The organism is Rhodoglobus galactosidasius, from assembly GCF_054957775.1.
In genome coordinates this window covers 84034-97639 of sequence record NZ_JBQIAV010000004.1, presented here as the reverse complement: position 1 = coordinate 97639, position 13606 = coordinate 84034, and the positions used below count along the sequence as shown (strand labels likewise).

At 57.1% G+C, this 13606-nt stretch carries 25 protein-coding genes and 1 tRNA gene; 25 read left to right on the top strand and 1 reads right to left on the bottom strand.

Annotation, left to right across the window (positions count from 1 at the left end):
* Positions 1–7: 7 nt before the first annotated feature.
* On the top strand, positions 8–1573 hold the full coding sequence (locus ACTJJW_RS06530; protein ID WP_462643332.1) for an alpha/beta hydrolase: 1566 nt from the start codon (positions 8–10) through the stop codon (positions 1571–1573).
* A 79-nt stretch (positions 1574–1652) separates the two neighbouring features.
* Positions 1653–1725, top strand: a tRNA-Thr gene (locus ACTJJW_RS06525).
* Here ACTJJW_RS06525 and ACTJJW_RS06520 read toward each other — a convergent pair.
* Positions 1681–2016: a helix-turn-helix transcriptional regulator gene (locus ACTJJW_RS06520; protein WP_462643542.1), complete on the bottom strand. Its 336-nt coding sequence runs from the start codon at positions 2014–2016 to the stop codon at positions 1681–1683. The two genes, ACTJJW_RS06525 and ACTJJW_RS06520, sit on opposite strands and share 45 nt — an antisense overlap.
* 96 nt (positions 2017–2112) lie before the next feature.
* Between ACTJJW_RS06520 and ACTJJW_RS06515 the strand changes: the two genes are divergently transcribed.
* The 23 genes from ACTJJW_RS06515 (at position 2113) to ACTJJW_RS06405 (ending at position 13512) form a co-directional block, all read left to right on the top strand.
* Positions 2113–2397, top strand: coding sequence for a MerR family DNA-binding transcriptional regulator (locus ACTJJW_RS06515; protein WP_462643331.1), 285 nt, complete (start codon positions 2113–2115; stop codon positions 2395–2397).
* Complete coding sequence (locus ACTJJW_RS06510) at positions 2394–2819, top strand: hypothetical protein (RefSeq protein ID WP_462643330.1); 426 nt, start codon at positions 2394–2396, stop codon at positions 2817–2819. The genes ACTJJW_RS06515 and ACTJJW_RS06510 overlap by 4 nt, the downstream gene beginning before the upstream one ends.
* A complete protein-coding gene (locus tag ACTJJW_RS06505) occupies positions 2816–3592 on the top strand; it encodes a hypothetical protein (protein WP_462643329.1) in 777 nt (258 codons plus the stop codon). Before ACTJJW_RS06510 ends, ACTJJW_RS06505 begins: the two co-directional genes overlap by 4 nt.
* The gene (locus tag ACTJJW_RS06500; protein ID WP_462643328.1) at positions 3585–4091 is read left to right on the top strand and encodes a hypothetical protein; all 507 of its coding nucleotides are present in this window, start codon (positions 3585–3587) and stop codon (positions 4089–4091) included. The genes ACTJJW_RS06505 and ACTJJW_RS06500 overlap by 8 nt, the downstream gene beginning before the upstream one ends.
* Before the next feature lie 507 nt (positions 4092–4598).
* Complete coding sequence (locus tag ACTJJW_RS06495) at positions 4599–4844, top strand: hypothetical protein (protein WP_462643327.1); 246 nt, start codon at positions 4599–4601, stop codon at positions 4842–4844.
* On the top strand, positions 4841–5581 hold the full coding sequence (locus tag ACTJJW_RS06490; RefSeq protein ID WP_462643326.1) for a hypothetical protein: 741 nt from the start codon (positions 4841–4843) through the stop codon (positions 5579–5581). The genes ACTJJW_RS06495 and ACTJJW_RS06490 overlap by 4 nt, the downstream gene beginning before the upstream one ends.
* Positions 5578–5799: a hypothetical protein gene (locus ACTJJW_RS06485; RefSeq protein ID WP_462643325.1), complete on the top strand. Its 222-nt coding sequence runs from the start codon at positions 5578–5580 to the stop codon at positions 5797–5799. The genes ACTJJW_RS06490 and ACTJJW_RS06485 overlap by 4 nt, the downstream gene beginning before the upstream one ends.
* A 744-nt stretch (positions 5800–6543) precedes the next feature.
* Positions 6544–6888 (top strand): hypothetical protein, encoded by a 345-nt coding sequence (locus tag ACTJJW_RS06480; RefSeq protein ID WP_462643324.1) that lies wholly within the window; start codon positions 6544–6546, stop codon positions 6886–6888.
* Complete coding sequence (locus ACTJJW_RS06475; protein ID WP_462643323.1) at positions 6885–7112, top strand: hypothetical protein; 228 nt, start codon at positions 6885–6887, stop codon at positions 7110–7112. Before ACTJJW_RS06480 ends, ACTJJW_RS06475 begins: the two co-directional genes overlap by 4 nt.
* Before the next feature lie 10 nt (positions 7113–7122).
* Positions 7123–7653, top strand: a complete 531-nt coding sequence (locus tag ACTJJW_RS06470) for a hypothetical protein (protein ID WP_462643322.1) — start codon at positions 7123–7125, stop codon at positions 7651–7653.
* A complete protein-coding gene (locus ACTJJW_RS06465) occupies positions 7650–8072 on the top strand; it encodes a hypothetical protein (protein WP_462643321.1) in 423 nt (140 codons plus the stop codon). Before ACTJJW_RS06470 ends, ACTJJW_RS06465 begins: the two co-directional genes overlap by 4 nt.
* Positions 8069–9019, top strand: coding sequence for a YqaJ viral recombinase family nuclease (locus tag ACTJJW_RS06460; RefSeq protein WP_462643320.1), 951 nt, complete (start codon positions 8069–8071; stop codon positions 9017–9019). Before ACTJJW_RS06465 ends, ACTJJW_RS06460 begins: the two co-directional genes overlap by 4 nt.
* A complete protein-coding gene (locus tag ACTJJW_RS06455; RefSeq protein ID WP_462643319.1) occupies positions 9016–9888 on the top strand; it encodes a recombinase RecT in 873 nt (290 codons plus the stop codon). The genes ACTJJW_RS06460 and ACTJJW_RS06455 overlap by 4 nt, the downstream gene beginning before the upstream one ends.
* Positions 9885–10061 carry a hypothetical protein gene (locus tag ACTJJW_RS06450; protein ID WP_462643318.1) on the top strand — a complete coding sequence of 59 codons (177 nt, stop codon included), beginning with the start codon at positions 9885–9887 and terminating at the stop codon, positions 10059–10061. The genes ACTJJW_RS06455 and ACTJJW_RS06450 overlap by 4 nt, the downstream gene beginning before the upstream one ends.
* Positions 10058–10411: a hypothetical protein gene (locus tag ACTJJW_RS06445; RefSeq protein WP_462643317.1), complete on the top strand. Its 354-nt coding sequence runs from the start codon at positions 10058–10060 to the stop codon at positions 10409–10411. Before ACTJJW_RS06450 ends, ACTJJW_RS06445 begins: the two co-directional genes overlap by 4 nt.
* Positions 10408–10596: a hypothetical protein gene (locus ACTJJW_RS06440; RefSeq protein WP_462643316.1), complete on the top strand. Its 189-nt coding sequence runs from the start codon at positions 10408–10410 to the stop codon at positions 10594–10596. The genes ACTJJW_RS06445 and ACTJJW_RS06440 overlap by 4 nt, the downstream gene beginning before the upstream one ends.
* A gap of 241 nt (positions 10597–10837) precedes the next feature.
* Positions 10838–11125: a hypothetical protein gene (locus tag ACTJJW_RS06435; RefSeq protein WP_462643315.1), complete on the top strand. Its 288-nt coding sequence runs from the start codon at positions 10838–10840 to the stop codon at positions 11123–11125.
* 24 nt (positions 11126–11149) lie between these two features.
* A complete protein-coding gene (locus ACTJJW_RS06430; protein ID WP_462643314.1) occupies positions 11150–12106 on the top strand; it encodes a hypothetical protein in 957 nt (318 codons plus the stop codon).
* Positions 12103–12453 carry a hypothetical protein gene (locus ACTJJW_RS06425; RefSeq protein ID WP_462643313.1) on the top strand — a complete coding sequence of 117 codons (351 nt, stop codon included), beginning with the start codon at positions 12103–12105 and terminating at the stop codon, positions 12451–12453. Before ACTJJW_RS06430 ends, ACTJJW_RS06425 begins: the two co-directional genes overlap by 4 nt.
* Positions 12450–12650: a hypothetical protein gene (locus ACTJJW_RS06420; protein WP_462643312.1), complete on the top strand. Its 201-nt coding sequence runs from the start codon at positions 12450–12452 to the stop codon at positions 12648–12650. The genes ACTJJW_RS06425 and ACTJJW_RS06420 overlap by 4 nt, the downstream gene beginning before the upstream one ends.
* A gap of 108 nt (positions 12651–12758) precedes the next feature.
* A complete protein-coding gene (locus tag ACTJJW_RS06415; RefSeq protein ID WP_462643311.1) occupies positions 12759–12932 on the top strand; it encodes a hypothetical protein in 174 nt (57 codons plus the stop codon).
* Positions 12925–13146 (top strand): hypothetical protein, encoded by a 222-nt coding sequence (locus ACTJJW_RS06410; RefSeq protein ID WP_462643310.1) that lies wholly within the window; start codon positions 12925–12927, stop codon positions 13144–13146. Before ACTJJW_RS06415 ends, ACTJJW_RS06410 begins: the two co-directional genes overlap by 8 nt.
* Positions 13147–13512: a hypothetical protein gene (locus tag ACTJJW_RS06405; RefSeq protein WP_462643309.1), complete on the top strand. Its 366-nt coding sequence runs from the start codon at positions 13147–13149 to the stop codon at positions 13510–13512.
* The last annotated feature ends 94 nt before the right edge of the window (positions 13513–13606 follow it).

Below are 13606 nucleotides of genomic sequence, written 5' to 3'. Positions count from 1 at the left end.
CGGGGCCGTGAAGTCCACCAATACTGGTTCTGCTGTTCGTGCTCGCAGGTTCGCCCTTGTGGTGACTGCTGCGGCGGTGACGGTGTTGATGAGCGGTTGCCTAAACGTGCTTGAGTTGTTAGGCGAGCGTTCTGCGCCGACAGGCGAGTCAGTGTCGGCCGAGCTCGCCCCGTACTACGAGCAGGTGCTCACCTGGGTTGACTGTGATGATGGCGCTCAGTGCGCGACTGCGACAGCACCGATGGATTGGGCGAACCCGACACCGGAGACCGACATCACTCTTGCGCTGGCTCGTCACGAGGCTACCGGTGAGAGCATGGGGTCGCTGTTTGTAAATCCTGGTGGGCCGGGCGCTTCAGGTTATGACCTCATCCATGACGATGTGGATTTTGCCGTGAGTGCGACCCTGCGTGAGAACTATGACGTGATCGGGTGGGATCCTCGCGGTGTTGGCCGTTCGACTCCCGTGACCTGCCTCGATGATGAGGGTCTCGACGAGTTTATTTTCGGGATTCCGGATGCGCCGGTCGGCAGCGACGCGTGGCTTGCAGAGAGCGAAGAGGCGGCGATCAGTTTCGGCCAGGCGTGCTTCAATAACACGGGCCCGATCTTGCAGTTCATTGATACCCAGAGCACGGTGCACGACCTCGATATGTTGCGCGCGATTGTTGGCGACGAGAAGCTGCAGTATTTGGGCTATTCGTATGGCAGCGATATTGGTTCGTATTACCTCGAGAACTTCCCCGAGAACGCGGGCCGCATTGTGCTCGATGGGGCCACAGATTCGTCGATCTCGGTGTTCGAGGTTGGACGTGTGCAGACGACTGGGTTCCAGCGTGCGCTCGAAAACTATTTGGCGGCCTGCCCAACCTCGTTCGATGACTGTCCGTTCCCTGGTGGGGTGGATGCCGCACTGGCGACCATCCGTGAACTCTACGATCGCTATGACGCGAATCCGGTTGCTGCCCCCGATGGCCGCATGATGGATGCCGGTGTCATCGATATCGCGATGAGCACTGCCCTCTATTCTCAGGATTCGTGGCCGTTCCTCAACGACCTGTTCTCGGAGGCAGCGCGCGGCGAAACGGATACCGCGTTTTTCTTGGCTGATTTCTATTACAGCCGCGACACTGACGGTGCGTACACTGACAACTCGCTTGAGGCGTTCATTGCGATCTACTGCGTTGACTATCCGGTGGAGACTGACCCCGCAGTGTTGGTTGAGCAGCAGAAGCTGATGCGCGAGGCGTCGCCGACGACGTACCGCAACTTCCCGCCAACGGGGGACCTCACGTGCCTGAATTGGCCCTACAAGTACATCGGCCCCGGCATCACCGAGTTGACCGGTGAGGGTGCACCTCCGGTGCTCATTGTGTCGACGACGGGTGACCCGGCGACACCGTACGAGTGGGGTGTTGCGTTGAGCGAGCAGTTGCAAAGCGCGCAGCTGATCACCTACAACGGTGAAGGTCACACGGCCTACAACGGTGGTGTGACCTGCATCGATAACGCTGTTGATGACTATTTCGTGAGCGGAACGGTTCCGGATGCCGACCCTGACTGTAGTGCCTAACTCCAAGTTCACGGTGTCGGCTATGGAGCCCTAAAACTTCGGCTAAGCTATCTTGCTGTGCCTCATGAAAATGCGGCCGGCCGCCTTAGCTCAGTTGGTAGAGCATCTCACTCGTAATGAGAAGGTCCGGAGTTCGATTCTCCGAGGTGGCTCCCATTGTCGGGGTCGGTGTCGGGGTCATAGGACGCACTCGCATCTAGATCACCCCGGAACCAGTACCGGGACACGTGTGTCTTTTCCTCTAGGGTGTCGCTGAGCTTGAGAATGTCCGGCGTATTGCGCCCGCTCTCCCATGCGCTATAGGTGCTTTCCTTTACCCCGAGCAGGTCTGCGAACTCAGCTTGTGTGAGCTTGACTTCTTCACGGCGTACCTTGCGGAGACGCTCGGGGAAGCTCCATGCGGGAACCTTCGCGTGTATCTGAATCACTGGTGCGATTGACATAAGACAAACCTAGCAATAGGTATATAAACCTGTCAAGACACGCCGTAGATACGGATACGTATTGACAGTTAGCATTCAGCGTGTCAAAGTACCCGTATGGCAAATACGGATACGTACCAAGTCCCCAAACTTCTCCGAATCGGTGAAGTTGCGGAAGCCTTCGATGTCACCGTAGTCACGGTTCGAGCGTGGGAGCGCGACGGCAAGATCAGCGCCATTCGCACTCCCGGCAACCAGCGAAAGTTCCGCCAATCCGACGTTGAAGCATTACTTCGCGGCGAATCCCTCACCCCTAAAACCACCTCCTCACCTGATGCGTCTTCCCCCAAGACCTCCGCGCCAGGTGGGGAGGCTTTTTTTGTATCTAAGGAGACATCATGAGCGCGACAGTGAGCATGGCCAGTGACCCCGACCTCGTTATCGCCGAAGCCGCAGAGCAGTTCGGGTTCGACTCGTCGGAAGAGTTCCTTCGGTGGATGAGACTTGACCTGTTGCGCCGGGCGAACCTAACGCTCCGTACGGCGCAAGACTCCGGCCAGTTCAGCGAGAGCCATTCCAAGGTTCTCGATTCCCTCGGCAATCTTTGCGGTCGCCTGGTCTTCGGTCAGGTGGCGCGCTTGCAGTCCGCTGGTGCTCGCCGCGTTCGCGAACTTTTCAACATCGCTGTAGCTCATAATTCTTCTCCTTCAGTTGCTGGCTCGGATGCTGGTACATCTGATGCCGATAAGAGCACTGTAGGAGACGCCGCCGACGTGCGTAACCCTTCGGGCACGTCGGCGGCACCTTCGGGTGACGCAGCATGACTATCGTCGCTACCCTCCCAGCAATGACTGTTGAGGGTGCTGAGCGCCTTTCCGAGCGGATCGGTGACCGGCTCGACACCATCGCAGATAACTACGTGAAGGTGATGCCCCTCATCCGTGAGGCGATCAACCGCAACGTTCACGCGATCCTCGGTTATGCCAGTCCTGGCGCTTACGTCAAAGACCGGTTCGGTGATGCGCTCGGCAAGCTCGGCGCAGAGTTGCGGCGCGAGGTCGTTCGCGAACTGTCGAACGCTGGCCTGAGCACGCGAGCTATCGCGCCAGTTCTCAGCATCGACCCGAAGACCGTTCGCAATGATCTTCGTGCAGGTGGGGACATCTCCCCACCTGAGCCGGACGCTATCGACCGTGATGTTGCCGAAGCTGAGGCAGCAACCCGCCCGCCTATCGCTCACCCGATCACCGGCGAAGTCCTCGATGACTCTGTAGTCACAGAAACCCACTCGGTGAAGGTCGTGACCGGGATTGATGGCAAAGAGTACAAGCGGCCTGAACCGAAACCTGTTGTTGTCGGTGATGCCGCACTCAAGCTCAATGCGGAAACAGCATCCAAAGAACTCGGTAGTGCCCTCGAAGTCTTGTCGAGGTTCGGGAACATGGCACACCGGGCGCGGATCGTCGGTGAGTGGTGGCCGCTCGGCAATGGAGCAGTGCCACCAATCAACCGCGATCTTTTCAATCCAGCACAGCTACGACAAATAGCTGAATCGCTGGGACAACTGGCAACTGAGATGGAGTCAACCAATGTCTAAGGAAACGATAACACGCGTCTACCGCGAAACGGTGGGACTGTACGGGGCAGAGGGGGTGTCACGTCAGGAAGCAATCGAGTCAGGGGTGAGCACCCTGATGGCTGAACACCGGGCGGGAAGGCTTGATGTTGACATTGAGCGTTACTTCCGCAGTCGCCTAGTTGAGGCCGACGAGAAGGATGGGCGCAACGCTGACACCATCATTCGCCGTGCCGCTTTCGGGCAGGTTCCACTTGTCGCCGCTGACCTCGACGTTGTTGTCACCCTTGGGAAAGGTTTGCGGAAACAGTGGGGTGATGTGACGCTCTCTGATCTGACAGCGATGAACGAAATCCGGTTCCAGAACTACAAGCAAGCCGAACAGTCCTACAGCGACTTCAACGCCGCGCTGGTTCGTATCCGCGAAGTGATGATGCAGCACGGAACATTCGGTGCCGCATATCAGGCTGACGGGTTCCCGCCGAATGTAGCCGAAGAGCCTATGCGCCGAACCGGATAACCCTCCCCACTTCTCAGCCTGTTTCGCCGTTGAAAGCGTCTCAGGCACGGCGACGCCATACCCAAAAACGGGTAGTCGCGCAACAACTACATACGGTTCGTGACTCGTGAGAACGCCCCCAACGTACCCGGGGTGGTAGGCGAGACCGCTTAGGCGGGCAGGTAGAGGACATCCCCTTAGACCACGAATCGGAGACCACAACCTACGACGACTAGCAGCTCGGCGTAGGCAAGGCAGTGGCGAGGCGTAAGGGCTTTTCTGGGTTCGATTCCCAGCGTCACACAAACACATTTTCGGGCGGCGGTGCCAACTCTGGCCCCCAGCCGTCGCCCGGATCAACCAAAAAGCCCCTCACGCGAATGAGGGGCACAACACAAGGAAGAGAGATTCCAGATGTCTACAGCAATAGTAACCGGTCCGGCGATTCATTCGTCATTCGGTGATGACAGCCCAAGAGCTAGACGCTCAGATCCGATCACGTCCCACGAATCGGCAGACACAAACGATGTGTCCAAGTCCATCGGCTGGGTACTCGCAACTCTGACCGAGCGTGGCCCTCTGGCAGATCACGAGATTGAGAACGCAGCAACGTGGGTCGCTCTTCCCTATACCGGCCAGCGACTCCGTACAGCTCGTGCCGCTCTGGTCCGCAAGGGGCTTGTCGAGTCCACCGGCATTTACCGGATGACTCGCAACAACCGCCGCGCAATCGTGTGGCAACTCTCCGACCCGACCGAATCGAGCACGAAATGAATAAGGCTCTTGCAACTCTTGGCGTTGGCATCCTTGCCGCGTCACTAACTTTCGCCGGTACGACCACCGCTTCAGCTAATGAGGGTGTTTGTCCGGTACTTGATACAGGCCACCTCACACCGACCACGGATAGTACTTCCTGGGATGTTGTCGCACCTGAAGGATCTTTGATCGCCGGGTATTGCGTGAAGGCCGGTTCAATCAAGCGGGGTTTGGGGCCGGAGAGTTTCACCCTTGATTCGCCGGTGCAGTCGCTGACGCTGACGCATTCTTCGGGTAAGGACATCTCACATTACGCGCTGACATTTGTTGCCGTACCGGTGGTCGAGGAACCGCCCGTCGAGGAACCAGAGGAACCCCCGGTGGAGCCGCCGTATACCCCGCCTGTGCTGAATTGTGGCGAAGGTACCGTACCAGGTTGGCTCAATGAGTTCGGCGATCCGACTTCGTGTGTGAGTAATAACCCGTGCCCTGAGGTTGAGTTTGGGGAAACCTGCCCGGTCGATGTTGTCCCGGTAGTGCCTGAGGTGCCCGCGGTCGAAACGCCTGAGGTTGAGACACCTATCATCCCGTCTGTTATTCCGCCGGCGGTAGTTGTCCCGGTTGAGTTGCCGACTGTCCCTGTTGCTGAAGAACTCGCACGCACGGGATCTCCTAGCCCTCTAATCCCTGCTGGTATCGCATCACTGCTTCTCGCGGCTGGTGCGTTCCTGATCCGTAAGGCGGTACGAGCATGAGTGACAACGGATACGCCCAAGTACAGCGTGTACTAGATGACCTTCACTCCGAGTTCGAGAAAGCATCGAAGTCACTCGACCGGGACTACTCAGGCCCAACGAGGGGAGCCGACCAGCGCACAGCGTTGATCCGTGAGTATTCGCTTGCAGTGTCGCGAGTGCTCGAAACGTACAAGCAAACGCTCACATGGATTACTGGTTCAGGGGTGCCGAAGTGACCCCCGCAATGTTCGCGGCCACCGTGTCTGAAATTGGCGGTTGGCTCATCATCCTTGCTGTGACTGCGGTTTTCACTTTGGTGTCGTCGCGTCGGGCGAAGGTTCGCCGGGATCGTGCCAAGAGAGAGGTGCAGGGATGACCCGTGAAGCGAAGGTTATTGCTGAGTTCAAAGGTAGGGGTCGCCACCCGAATTATTCAATCCAAGAGTGGCGGGCTGCTGGCTGGATCACCGTCGAGCGCCATGATGACCGCGACTTTGCAATCCTCTGCGCTCAAAGGCTCGCTATCTACGGGAGCCGAAAGCATCGCGTCGTTGAGTGGGAAAGAGGAGGAGCAAGATGACCCGCCAAATGTACACCTGCGAGCACGGCAGATTCACGAAAGCCCCCAAAGGTTATTTCCGTCTAGCCCCCCTTGTCGCAATTGTGACGGCTTCCATTGGGTTGCATGTCGCTATTGGTGCATGGTTCGCGTTCGTTGGTTCGGGGGTGACGTTGTGAGCGAGTTCGTGTGTGGCCCGAAGTGTTGGACACCTGTTGCGTGCCCCGACCACGGCAACCGCATGAACCCATTTGGGCGCTCGGCTGCGATGGAGTCTTACGTCTGCTGTGAGAACTACGCACTCTCGGCAATCAACCCACGCCACTTGTGGAACGAGCACGACTCAACCCGCTACTACACAGACCCGCTCGGGTGGGCTGACCACGAGAAGAACTGCAAAGAGTGCAGCCCGGAGGAAGACGATGACTGACCTAACGAACCACATCCTGAACACCCTGAACACAAAGCGGCCCCCTGAAGCTGAGTTCATCCCGCGCCGATACCAACGACGCACAACGTGGATACCTGTCAAGGGTGAAGCGGTCACCGTGTGGCGTATGAGCAGTTTCGATCCTGACCGTGATGAGTCATTCGCCGGCGTATTCGAGTCAGCCACCGACACCACCTACATGGTGCGAATCATCGGCTACACCGACCCGACCCCATTCCCCAAACGGACACCACTCGGCAACACCCTCTGGTTCATAGACCACCGGGGTGCAGATCATCCCTACCGGGTACAGACATTTACGGAGACGAAGAAATGACCGCAGCAGGAATTGTCCGCATAGAAGACGAACGGAATGGACGCTACCTGCCCCGATGGAGGTACTGGCTCGGCTACCTATCTGTAGCCCTCGCATGGATCGCGGGCAGCCTCACTGACGGACTTGACATGTCGTTCTGGGCGCGAGTGCTGGTTTTCGTGGTTCCGATCACGATCTACAGCCTCACCTTTCGCAATATCCGCCGACGCACAATCACAGAGTAAGGAACATGCCATGAATACCGACTGGACACCCCAAGAGGATTGGTCAACGGTCAAGGTTGGCGATCAGGTGCGAGTCACACGCGAAGGTGGAATGTTGACCGGAAAGATTCAGTACATCTACACGACACCGGTTTGTCGAGTTCGGGCAATTGATCTCGAAGTCGGGATTCTGTCAGACACGGTGCAAGTGCGTTGTGCCGGCTGGTCTCTGTTTGTCCCTGCGAAACCTGCCGTCGAGTTGCCGACCGAGGCTGGGGTTTTCCTTGATAGGTACGCGATGCTCTGGACTTACGAAAAGCTTAATGGGGGCCTTGTTTTCAGGCACGCTGGCGAGTCGTGGAAGCGTTCGGATGCGGCCCGCTATGTCCCTTTCACCCGCTTGGAGCCGGTAGCGGTAACAGCCAAGAAGGTACTCGACCGGGTTCGAGACCAAATTATTGCCAGTGACCAAGGCAACCATGACGGCATCGGAACACGTGATTCGTTCCGCTCAATGGTGCAAGTGCTTTCTGTGGAGTTCGGTGTGGAGGTAGACGAATGACTCTCGAACCGGCTGCTGACTTTGCCGACCACGAACCAGAGGACGGGTTTATCCCCTTCGAGGTCGTGCTGCGGTTCGAGCACACACGACCCCCGGTGAGCATGAACGACCGACTTCATCACATGGTGAAAGCGAAGAAGGTCGCAGCGATGAGGCTCGAAGCCGCTGTAGCCGCACACCGCATCCCCCAACTCGGCAGATGCGAAATCACCCTCACCTGGTTCGTGATCACAAAGGCACGCCGCGACGATGAGAACCCCGTACCGAGCCTCAAAGCGTGGTGTGACGGACTCGTTGACGCGGGAATTGTTGAGGACGACACAAAGCAATTCATGGTCAAGCACATGCCAATCATTCAGTGGATCGACAAGGCAGAGGATGTCGCACATATGGAACTAAGAATTGAGAAGATCCGATGACTTTTGAAATCCTCCCAGAGTTTCAGCAAGACAGCGAGCAGTGGCACCAATCCCGCGAGCAAGGTATCGGCGCATCAGAAGTAGCGGCGATCTTGGGTCTCTCGCCTTGGCAAACCCCGCTCGGTGTTTACATGGCGAAGAAGGGTGTCAGAAACGATATCCCCGAAAATCTGGCGTTCTTTGGGCACGCCCTCGAAGAGCCAATCTCGCAGTGGATCACCGCTAAACGGTTCGCTGAGGTTGGGCCGCTATCGCCCGGTTTGTCTGCTCGTTCGGTGGAGTGGCCGTGGCTGACGGCAACACCTGACCGCACAGTGGCGGGTGGCCCGCATGTTGTTATCCCGGTGGAACTCAAAACGTCTAGCGCGTACTCGAAGGAGTCGTGGGCTGACGGTGTACCTCTCTACTACGCAACACAAGTTCAGACACAACTTGCCGTGCTTGGTGCCCCTTACGGGTGGCTTGCAGTTTTGCACGGTGGCAACACTCCTGAACTGTTCCGCGTCGAGCGCGATGACGATTTCATCAACAACCATCTCATTCCTAAGACAAGAGCGTTCTGGGAAGAGCACGTCTTGGCGAACATCCCACCGGAACCCTCCACGTCCGCTGAGGCGGTCGAGTTGTGGCCGGGTGACACCGAACTATCGGTTGACGGTGGTGAAGCGCTCTACGAGCTGTGGGGCGCTTACGGGTTGATGCAGGCCGAAGCGATCGACGTGGGCGAACGGCTCGACGGAGTGAAGCTCGAACTGCAAAAAGCGATGCAGGACGCGACCGAACTGACCTACGGCGATCAAATCCTTTTCACATGGAAGCCCCGCGCCGGATCTAAACGGCTCGACACCTCAGCGCTGAAAACAGCGCACCCCGAAATTGTGGCGGAGTTCACCAAACAAGGGGAACCCACGCGCACGTTCCTACGCAAGAAAGCGACAGACAAATGAGTGATCTATCCGCAGCAACCGCAAGTAAAGCGGTTGAGCAGAAGAAGAATCCCACCATCCGCGATCTCGTGCAAGCACAACAGCCTGCAATTGAGGCTCAGCTCGCGGGAACCCTGAATTCTGGTGCATTCGTGAGAGCCGCGATCAGCACCATCATGAAAGACGAGAAGCTGCAACAGGCCACCCCTGCATCTGTGCTTGGTGCGATCATGCTCGCGGCGCAACTCAAGCTTGAGGTCGGCCCCGCGCTCGGGCACTTCTACCTCACGCCCCGCCTGATCTCATACAAAGACAATGAGAACAACTGGCAGAAGCGCTGGGAGTGCCTACCCATTATTGGGTACGCCGGATATATGGAGTTGGCGTACCGCTCGGGCAAGGTCGAGAAGATCGAAACATTCCTTGTGCGTGATGGTGACAAGTTTGACCACGGAGCCAATAGCGAAAGAGGACGTTTTTTCGATTGGAACCCTGCCGACTACGACGAAACCCGTGAGTGGACCGGCGTTGTCGCTATGGCGAAGATCGTTGGTGCTGGAACTGTGTGGGCGTATCTGCCTCGCGAGAAGGTGCTCGCCCGTCGTCCCGCGCATTGGGAGAAGTCGCCGTGGAAGACCAACGAGGAAGAGATGGCGCGTAAGTCTGGTGTTCGTGCACTCGCGCCGTACATGCCGAAGTCCACGGAGATGGGCCGCGCTGTCGAAGCCGACGAGCAGAAGGTGGAGTCCATCGCAGGTATGCACGATCTTGTTGTAACTCGTGACGAACCCGAACCGGTCGTGGTCGAGCCGAAGCCTGTAGACGAATCAGATCCCAGGCCTATGGACGAATCCGATCCGAGCTATGTCGCACCTGAGGCAGACCGATGACTCGCTCAGCTCAAGACCAACTGTCTACAGCCAACTGGCTACTTGCCATGTTCAACGCCCAGATTGCGGAGTTTGACGATACCGGCGCACACGCTCACCGCATCGAACAGTTGCGTGCCGGTAAAGCCACATGGGAGCAACATGTGGCAGACCTTAGAAAGGGTGCCCAATGAGTGATCTAACACCTGCCCAGAGGATTGAAGCGGCCATAGTGCGACTCGAAGAGTTGAAATCTAACAGCACTCCAGGTTTATGGTTTCTCACACAGCAGGCGCTTAGCTGGCCGCGCGTGTGGGGAAACGGTGACGGCGATGCTGCGGATTTAGTCGCGAGCACTCACGGCAATCGCAGCAATGCTGACCTGATATGCACTCTGCACGCGACCATCGACGCACAAATCGGGATACTCAGCGAAGCTCTCTACCAGCTCACGGACGGCACGAATGGTACCGGGATGCTCGGCAAGGAACACAACCTGATTGTGCGGTTGGCTGACGCGATCATCTCAGGGGGCACCGAATGAGCGCCCATCTCAGTCCCCGGCATCGGCGTCTTATAACGCAGACTACGGGCGCTCAGGTGAAGCTAGCGGGCGAGATCGGGAAGGTAGTCGGCCACTACGACGACGACATTGTTTACGTCGATTTCGGTAATGGCATTGAGCAGGTTTACACCGAAGACCTAGAACTTATTGAGGACATCGCATGACCCGCCCCGCAGTTATCCTCCCCTTCCTTGTGGTCCTGTCCATCCTCATGGCGGTTGCTGTGTGGCAGATCGTGTGGGTATTCGGGACAACCTTCTGGGGGAGCTTATGACTATTCCGAGAAAGGTTGTCGCCGCTGTTCTGGCTCGCGATAATCACCGGTGTGTGATCGCTGGCCCACATTGCACAGGGGTAGCGACGGCGAGTGACCATCGAGCGAACAGAGGCGCGGGAGGATCGAAGGTGCTCGACATTCCCGAAAATCTGATCGCAGCGTGCACCATCTGCAATGGCATGAAAGAGGACGCTAACGGCCCGTACAGGGCACAACTCGTCGCGCGGGGTATCCGTGTTCAGAAGCGTGCCACGAACGCGCAGACAGCGGAACGGTGCGTGAACATCCCGGTGCAATATGCGGACGGTTGGTATCGCCTCGAAGGGGTCGTGCGTGTCCCGGTGAATGCACACACAGCAGTCGAATACATGGTGCTGATTGGTGCCCTCGAAACAGGTTACGGGATCGCGTTTTGATGCCCACAAGGAAGGAGGAAAAGAATGGCACGTCCTAAATCAAACGGTTCATATGCCCCGCTTTCGGCTACCTACTTTCGTGACGACGCGATCCTTGAGGCTGGCCCGGATGCCGAGTTGCTCTTTGTGCGAGTGCTTGCGTTTCTCTCGGATGCCTCTAGTGACGGGTTCATTACTGATCGACAACTCAAGTTTGCGGTCGGCTACGGACTGCGAAGTGTGCAGAAACGCGTCACTCGGTTGCAGGAAGTCGGCTTGTTGGAGGCAGTTGATGGAGGTTTTGTACCGCGCTCATGGCACAAGTGGAACAAGACGGCGGAAGAGATTGGCAAGAATCTGAAGCGCGATCGTGACAGGAAGGCCGCAAAAACTCGACACTCCGACGACACTCCGACCACACTCTCTCCACACTCTCTCGACACTCCGCAGCATGATCACGACACAACCGCTGCGGGTTACGGATTAATGCCAGCAAGTCACTTGCTGCGGCAGGCCAGTAATCTCGGGGAAAAGACGACGAATTCCGCCCGGAATCAGGATGGAAACGGTACGGATTCCGCCTGCCAAAGCACTACAAAGCAAGTCAATACAAAGCAAAGCACTATTAACGTCGCGGAAATCCGCGCCGACGTCGAATCTCTTTGCACATTGCTCGCTGACCTCATCGAGAGCAACGGCTCACTCAGACCGACTATCGGAGCTGGGTGGCATGACGCGGCACGGCTGCTAATCGACAAGGACGGGCGCGACCTCGAAAGCGCTGCCCGCCTCATCATGTGGGTTCAGGCAGATCAGTTTTGGCAAGGGAACGTTTTGTCAATGCCGAAGTTTCGCGAGAAGTACGACCAGTTGCGGTTGGCGGCTAACGCTGAACGTACTGCACGGCAGACCAAACCAACGAAGGATGAACGCGCCCTGTCCATTATCGAGCAGGGGCGTGCGATGGATGAAGCGCAAGCACGAAAGGAGCTCAGCGCATGAATAACTCACAAGTGGCGGCAGTGCTGGCGAAGATCCAGTTAGGCGATAACCGCGAGATTGACGACAAGGGAATTGTGTTGCGTGAGTGGCATGAGTCGATTGGTGATCTCAAGTTTGAGGATGCGATCGAGGCTGTCAGGTTGCATCGTCGCGAGTCGTCCGCGTATCTGACACCGAATCATATTCGTGTTGGTGCTGTGCGGGCGAGGGATGCTCGGGAGCGTGAGGAACGCAAACGGCAACCGGCGATTGAGGCATCGAAGATCACGTTGGATCGCAAAAAGTTTGAGGCCGAAACCCTGGCAGCAATCGAAGCACACCGGGCAGCTAAGGCGGAGGCGCAATGAGCTACGTCGAGTTCCCATCGGATCACAAGTTCTCACATTTCCTTGCCCGCATGACCCCAAATAAGGCGTTGCGTGATCGTTCAGCAATGTTCTCGAAGCAGGAGAAACAGATTGACCGCTTCTTTCGTGGCGGGGAGCAGATCGACAAGTCCGAAGAAGTTGAGATCGAGTTACAAGTTTGGAGACGTGTGGCATGACCGATTCACATTCATGCAACTTCTGGATTACCCCCGGCGGCACTCTCGTGTGTGCGTGTGGGAAGTCCAGAAAACCATTTCCAGAACCGAAACAGGAAGAAGAGACCGATGGCAAGTAACCATTTCGATCCAGATGCGGCGGCAGGTTCGTTGCAGGAAGCACACCTGGTTTCATCGCCAGATATTCGCAACGCAATGCACGACGAAGTGATGTGTGGCGCGCTGATTGACATTGCGGAATCACTACGCAAACTCACCGGGGGAAGTGATGACCGTGGATGAGAACTCTTTCACTGAGCGCGAGCCATTCAAGAAGCGTGTTATTACCGTGTCGATCACCGCCGAGCAGCGCAAACAGTTTGACGCACTCAAAGCGAAGACCCGCACGGTGACGGACGGAGCAATGATCAAAAAAGCGTTGGAGCAGATGATCGACCGCGAGTCGATAAATGAACCCGACGTTTCAGAGTCAGCAACCATCAAGGAGAAGAAGTAAATGGCTTTCACAAAAGTTCAGGGCACGGTAACTCGCACATTCTTTGACGGCAAAGGCGCCGAAGTTGTTGAGGCGTTCAAGAAGCGCGACGGCTCGGAGGGGAAAACCCGGTGGGCAGCATTCTTTGATGAGCCGCATGGTTTGTCTGAGGGTGACGTGATCGAGGTTTCTGGGATGCATGGGGACAAGGTTGATGAGTGGCAAAACCGTGACGGCGAGACAGTTCACAGTGTGAAGCGGTCGCTGAATAAGGCCAGACTGGCTAACGGTGCCACCACAGAGGCGACAACGGGGGAGCCGTGGGCAAATACCCCAGCGGAGAATCCTACGGCCTCACAGGGCTACAGCGACGAAACTCCGTTTTGAAAATGAGCACCTCAACAAGACCGATACGTCAACCACGAAACGAATGGTTGCCGAAGTCGAGGGATAACCAAACTGCGGGCAACTGTCGCCCTTC

Bases quoted from the DNA above. Each gene is read 5' to 3' on its own strand.
- ACTJJW_RS06520 (WP_462643542.1), bottom strand. From the start codon at position 2,016: ATGTCAATCGCACCAGTGATTCAGATACACGCGAAGGTTCCCGCATGG.
- ACTJJW_RS06515 (WP_462643331.1), top strand. From the start codon at position 2,113: ATGGCAAATACGGATACGTACCAAGTCCCCAAACTTCTCCGAATCGGT.
- ACTJJW_RS06510 (WP_462643330.1), top strand. From the start codon at position 2,394: ATGAGCGCGACAGTGAGCATGGCCAGTGACCCCGACCTCGTTATCGCC.
- ACTJJW_RS06505 (WP_462643329.1), top strand. From the start codon at position 2,816: ATGACTATCGTCGCTACCCTCCCAGCAATGACTGTTGAGGGTGCTGAG.
- ACTJJW_RS06500 (WP_462643328.1), top strand. From the start codon at position 3,585: ATGTCTAAGGAAACGATAACACGCGTCTACCGCGAAACGGTGGGACTG.
- ACTJJW_RS06490 (WP_462643326.1), top strand. From the start codon at position 4,841: ATGAATAAGGCTCTTGCAACTCTTGGCGTTGGCATCCTTGCCGCGTCA.
- ACTJJW_RS06485 (WP_462643325.1), top strand. From the start codon at position 5,578: ATGAGTGACAACGGATACGCCCAAGTACAGCGTGTACTAGATGACCTT.
- ACTJJW_RS06480 (WP_462643324.1), top strand. From the start codon at position 6,544: ATGACTGACCTAACGAACCACATCCTGAACACCCTGAACACAAAGCGG.
- ACTJJW_RS06475 (WP_462643323.1), top strand. From the start codon at position 6,885: ATGACCGCAGCAGGAATTGTCCGCATAGAAGACGAACGGAATGGACGC.
- ACTJJW_RS06470 (WP_462643322.1), top strand. From the start codon at position 7,123: ATGAATACCGACTGGACACCCCAAGAGGATTGGTCAACGGTCAAGGTT.
- ACTJJW_RS06465 (WP_462643321.1), top strand. From the start codon at position 7,650: ATGACTCTCGAACCGGCTGCTGACTTTGCCGACCACGAACCAGAGGAC.
- ACTJJW_RS06460 (WP_462643320.1), top strand. From the start codon at position 8,069: ATGACTTTTGAAATCCTCCCAGAGTTTCAGCAAGACAGCGAGCAGTGG.
- ACTJJW_RS06455 (WP_462643319.1), top strand. From the start codon at position 9,016: ATGAGTGATCTATCCGCAGCAACCGCAAGTAAAGCGGTTGAGCAGAAG.
- ACTJJW_RS06450 (WP_462643318.1), top strand. From the start codon at position 9,885: ATGACTCGCTCAGCTCAAGACCAACTGTCTACAGCCAACTGGCTACTT.
- ACTJJW_RS06445 (WP_462643317.1), top strand. From the start codon at position 10,058: ATGAGTGATCTAACACCTGCCCAGAGGATTGAAGCGGCCATAGTGCGA.
- ACTJJW_RS06440 (WP_462643316.1), top strand. From the start codon at position 10,408: ATGAGCGCCCATCTCAGTCCCCGGCATCGGCGTCTTATAACGCAGACT.
- ACTJJW_RS06430 (WP_462643314.1), top strand. From the start codon at position 11,150: ATGGCACGTCCTAAATCAAACGGTTCATATGCCCCGCTTTCGGCTACC.
- ACTJJW_RS06425 (WP_462643313.1), top strand. From the start codon at position 12,103: ATGAATAACTCACAAGTGGCGGCAGTGCTGGCGAAGATCCAGTTAGGC.
- ACTJJW_RS06420 (WP_462643312.1), top strand. From the start codon at position 12,450: ATGAGCTACGTCGAGTTCCCATCGGATCACAAGTTCTCACATTTCCTT.
- ACTJJW_RS06415 (WP_462643311.1), top strand. From the start codon at position 12,759: ATGGCAAGTAACCATTTCGATCCAGATGCGGCGGCAGGTTCGTTGCAG.
- ACTJJW_RS06405 (WP_462643309.1), top strand. From the start codon at position 13,147: ATGGCTTTCACAAAAGTTCAGGGCACGGTAACTCGCACATTCTTTGAC.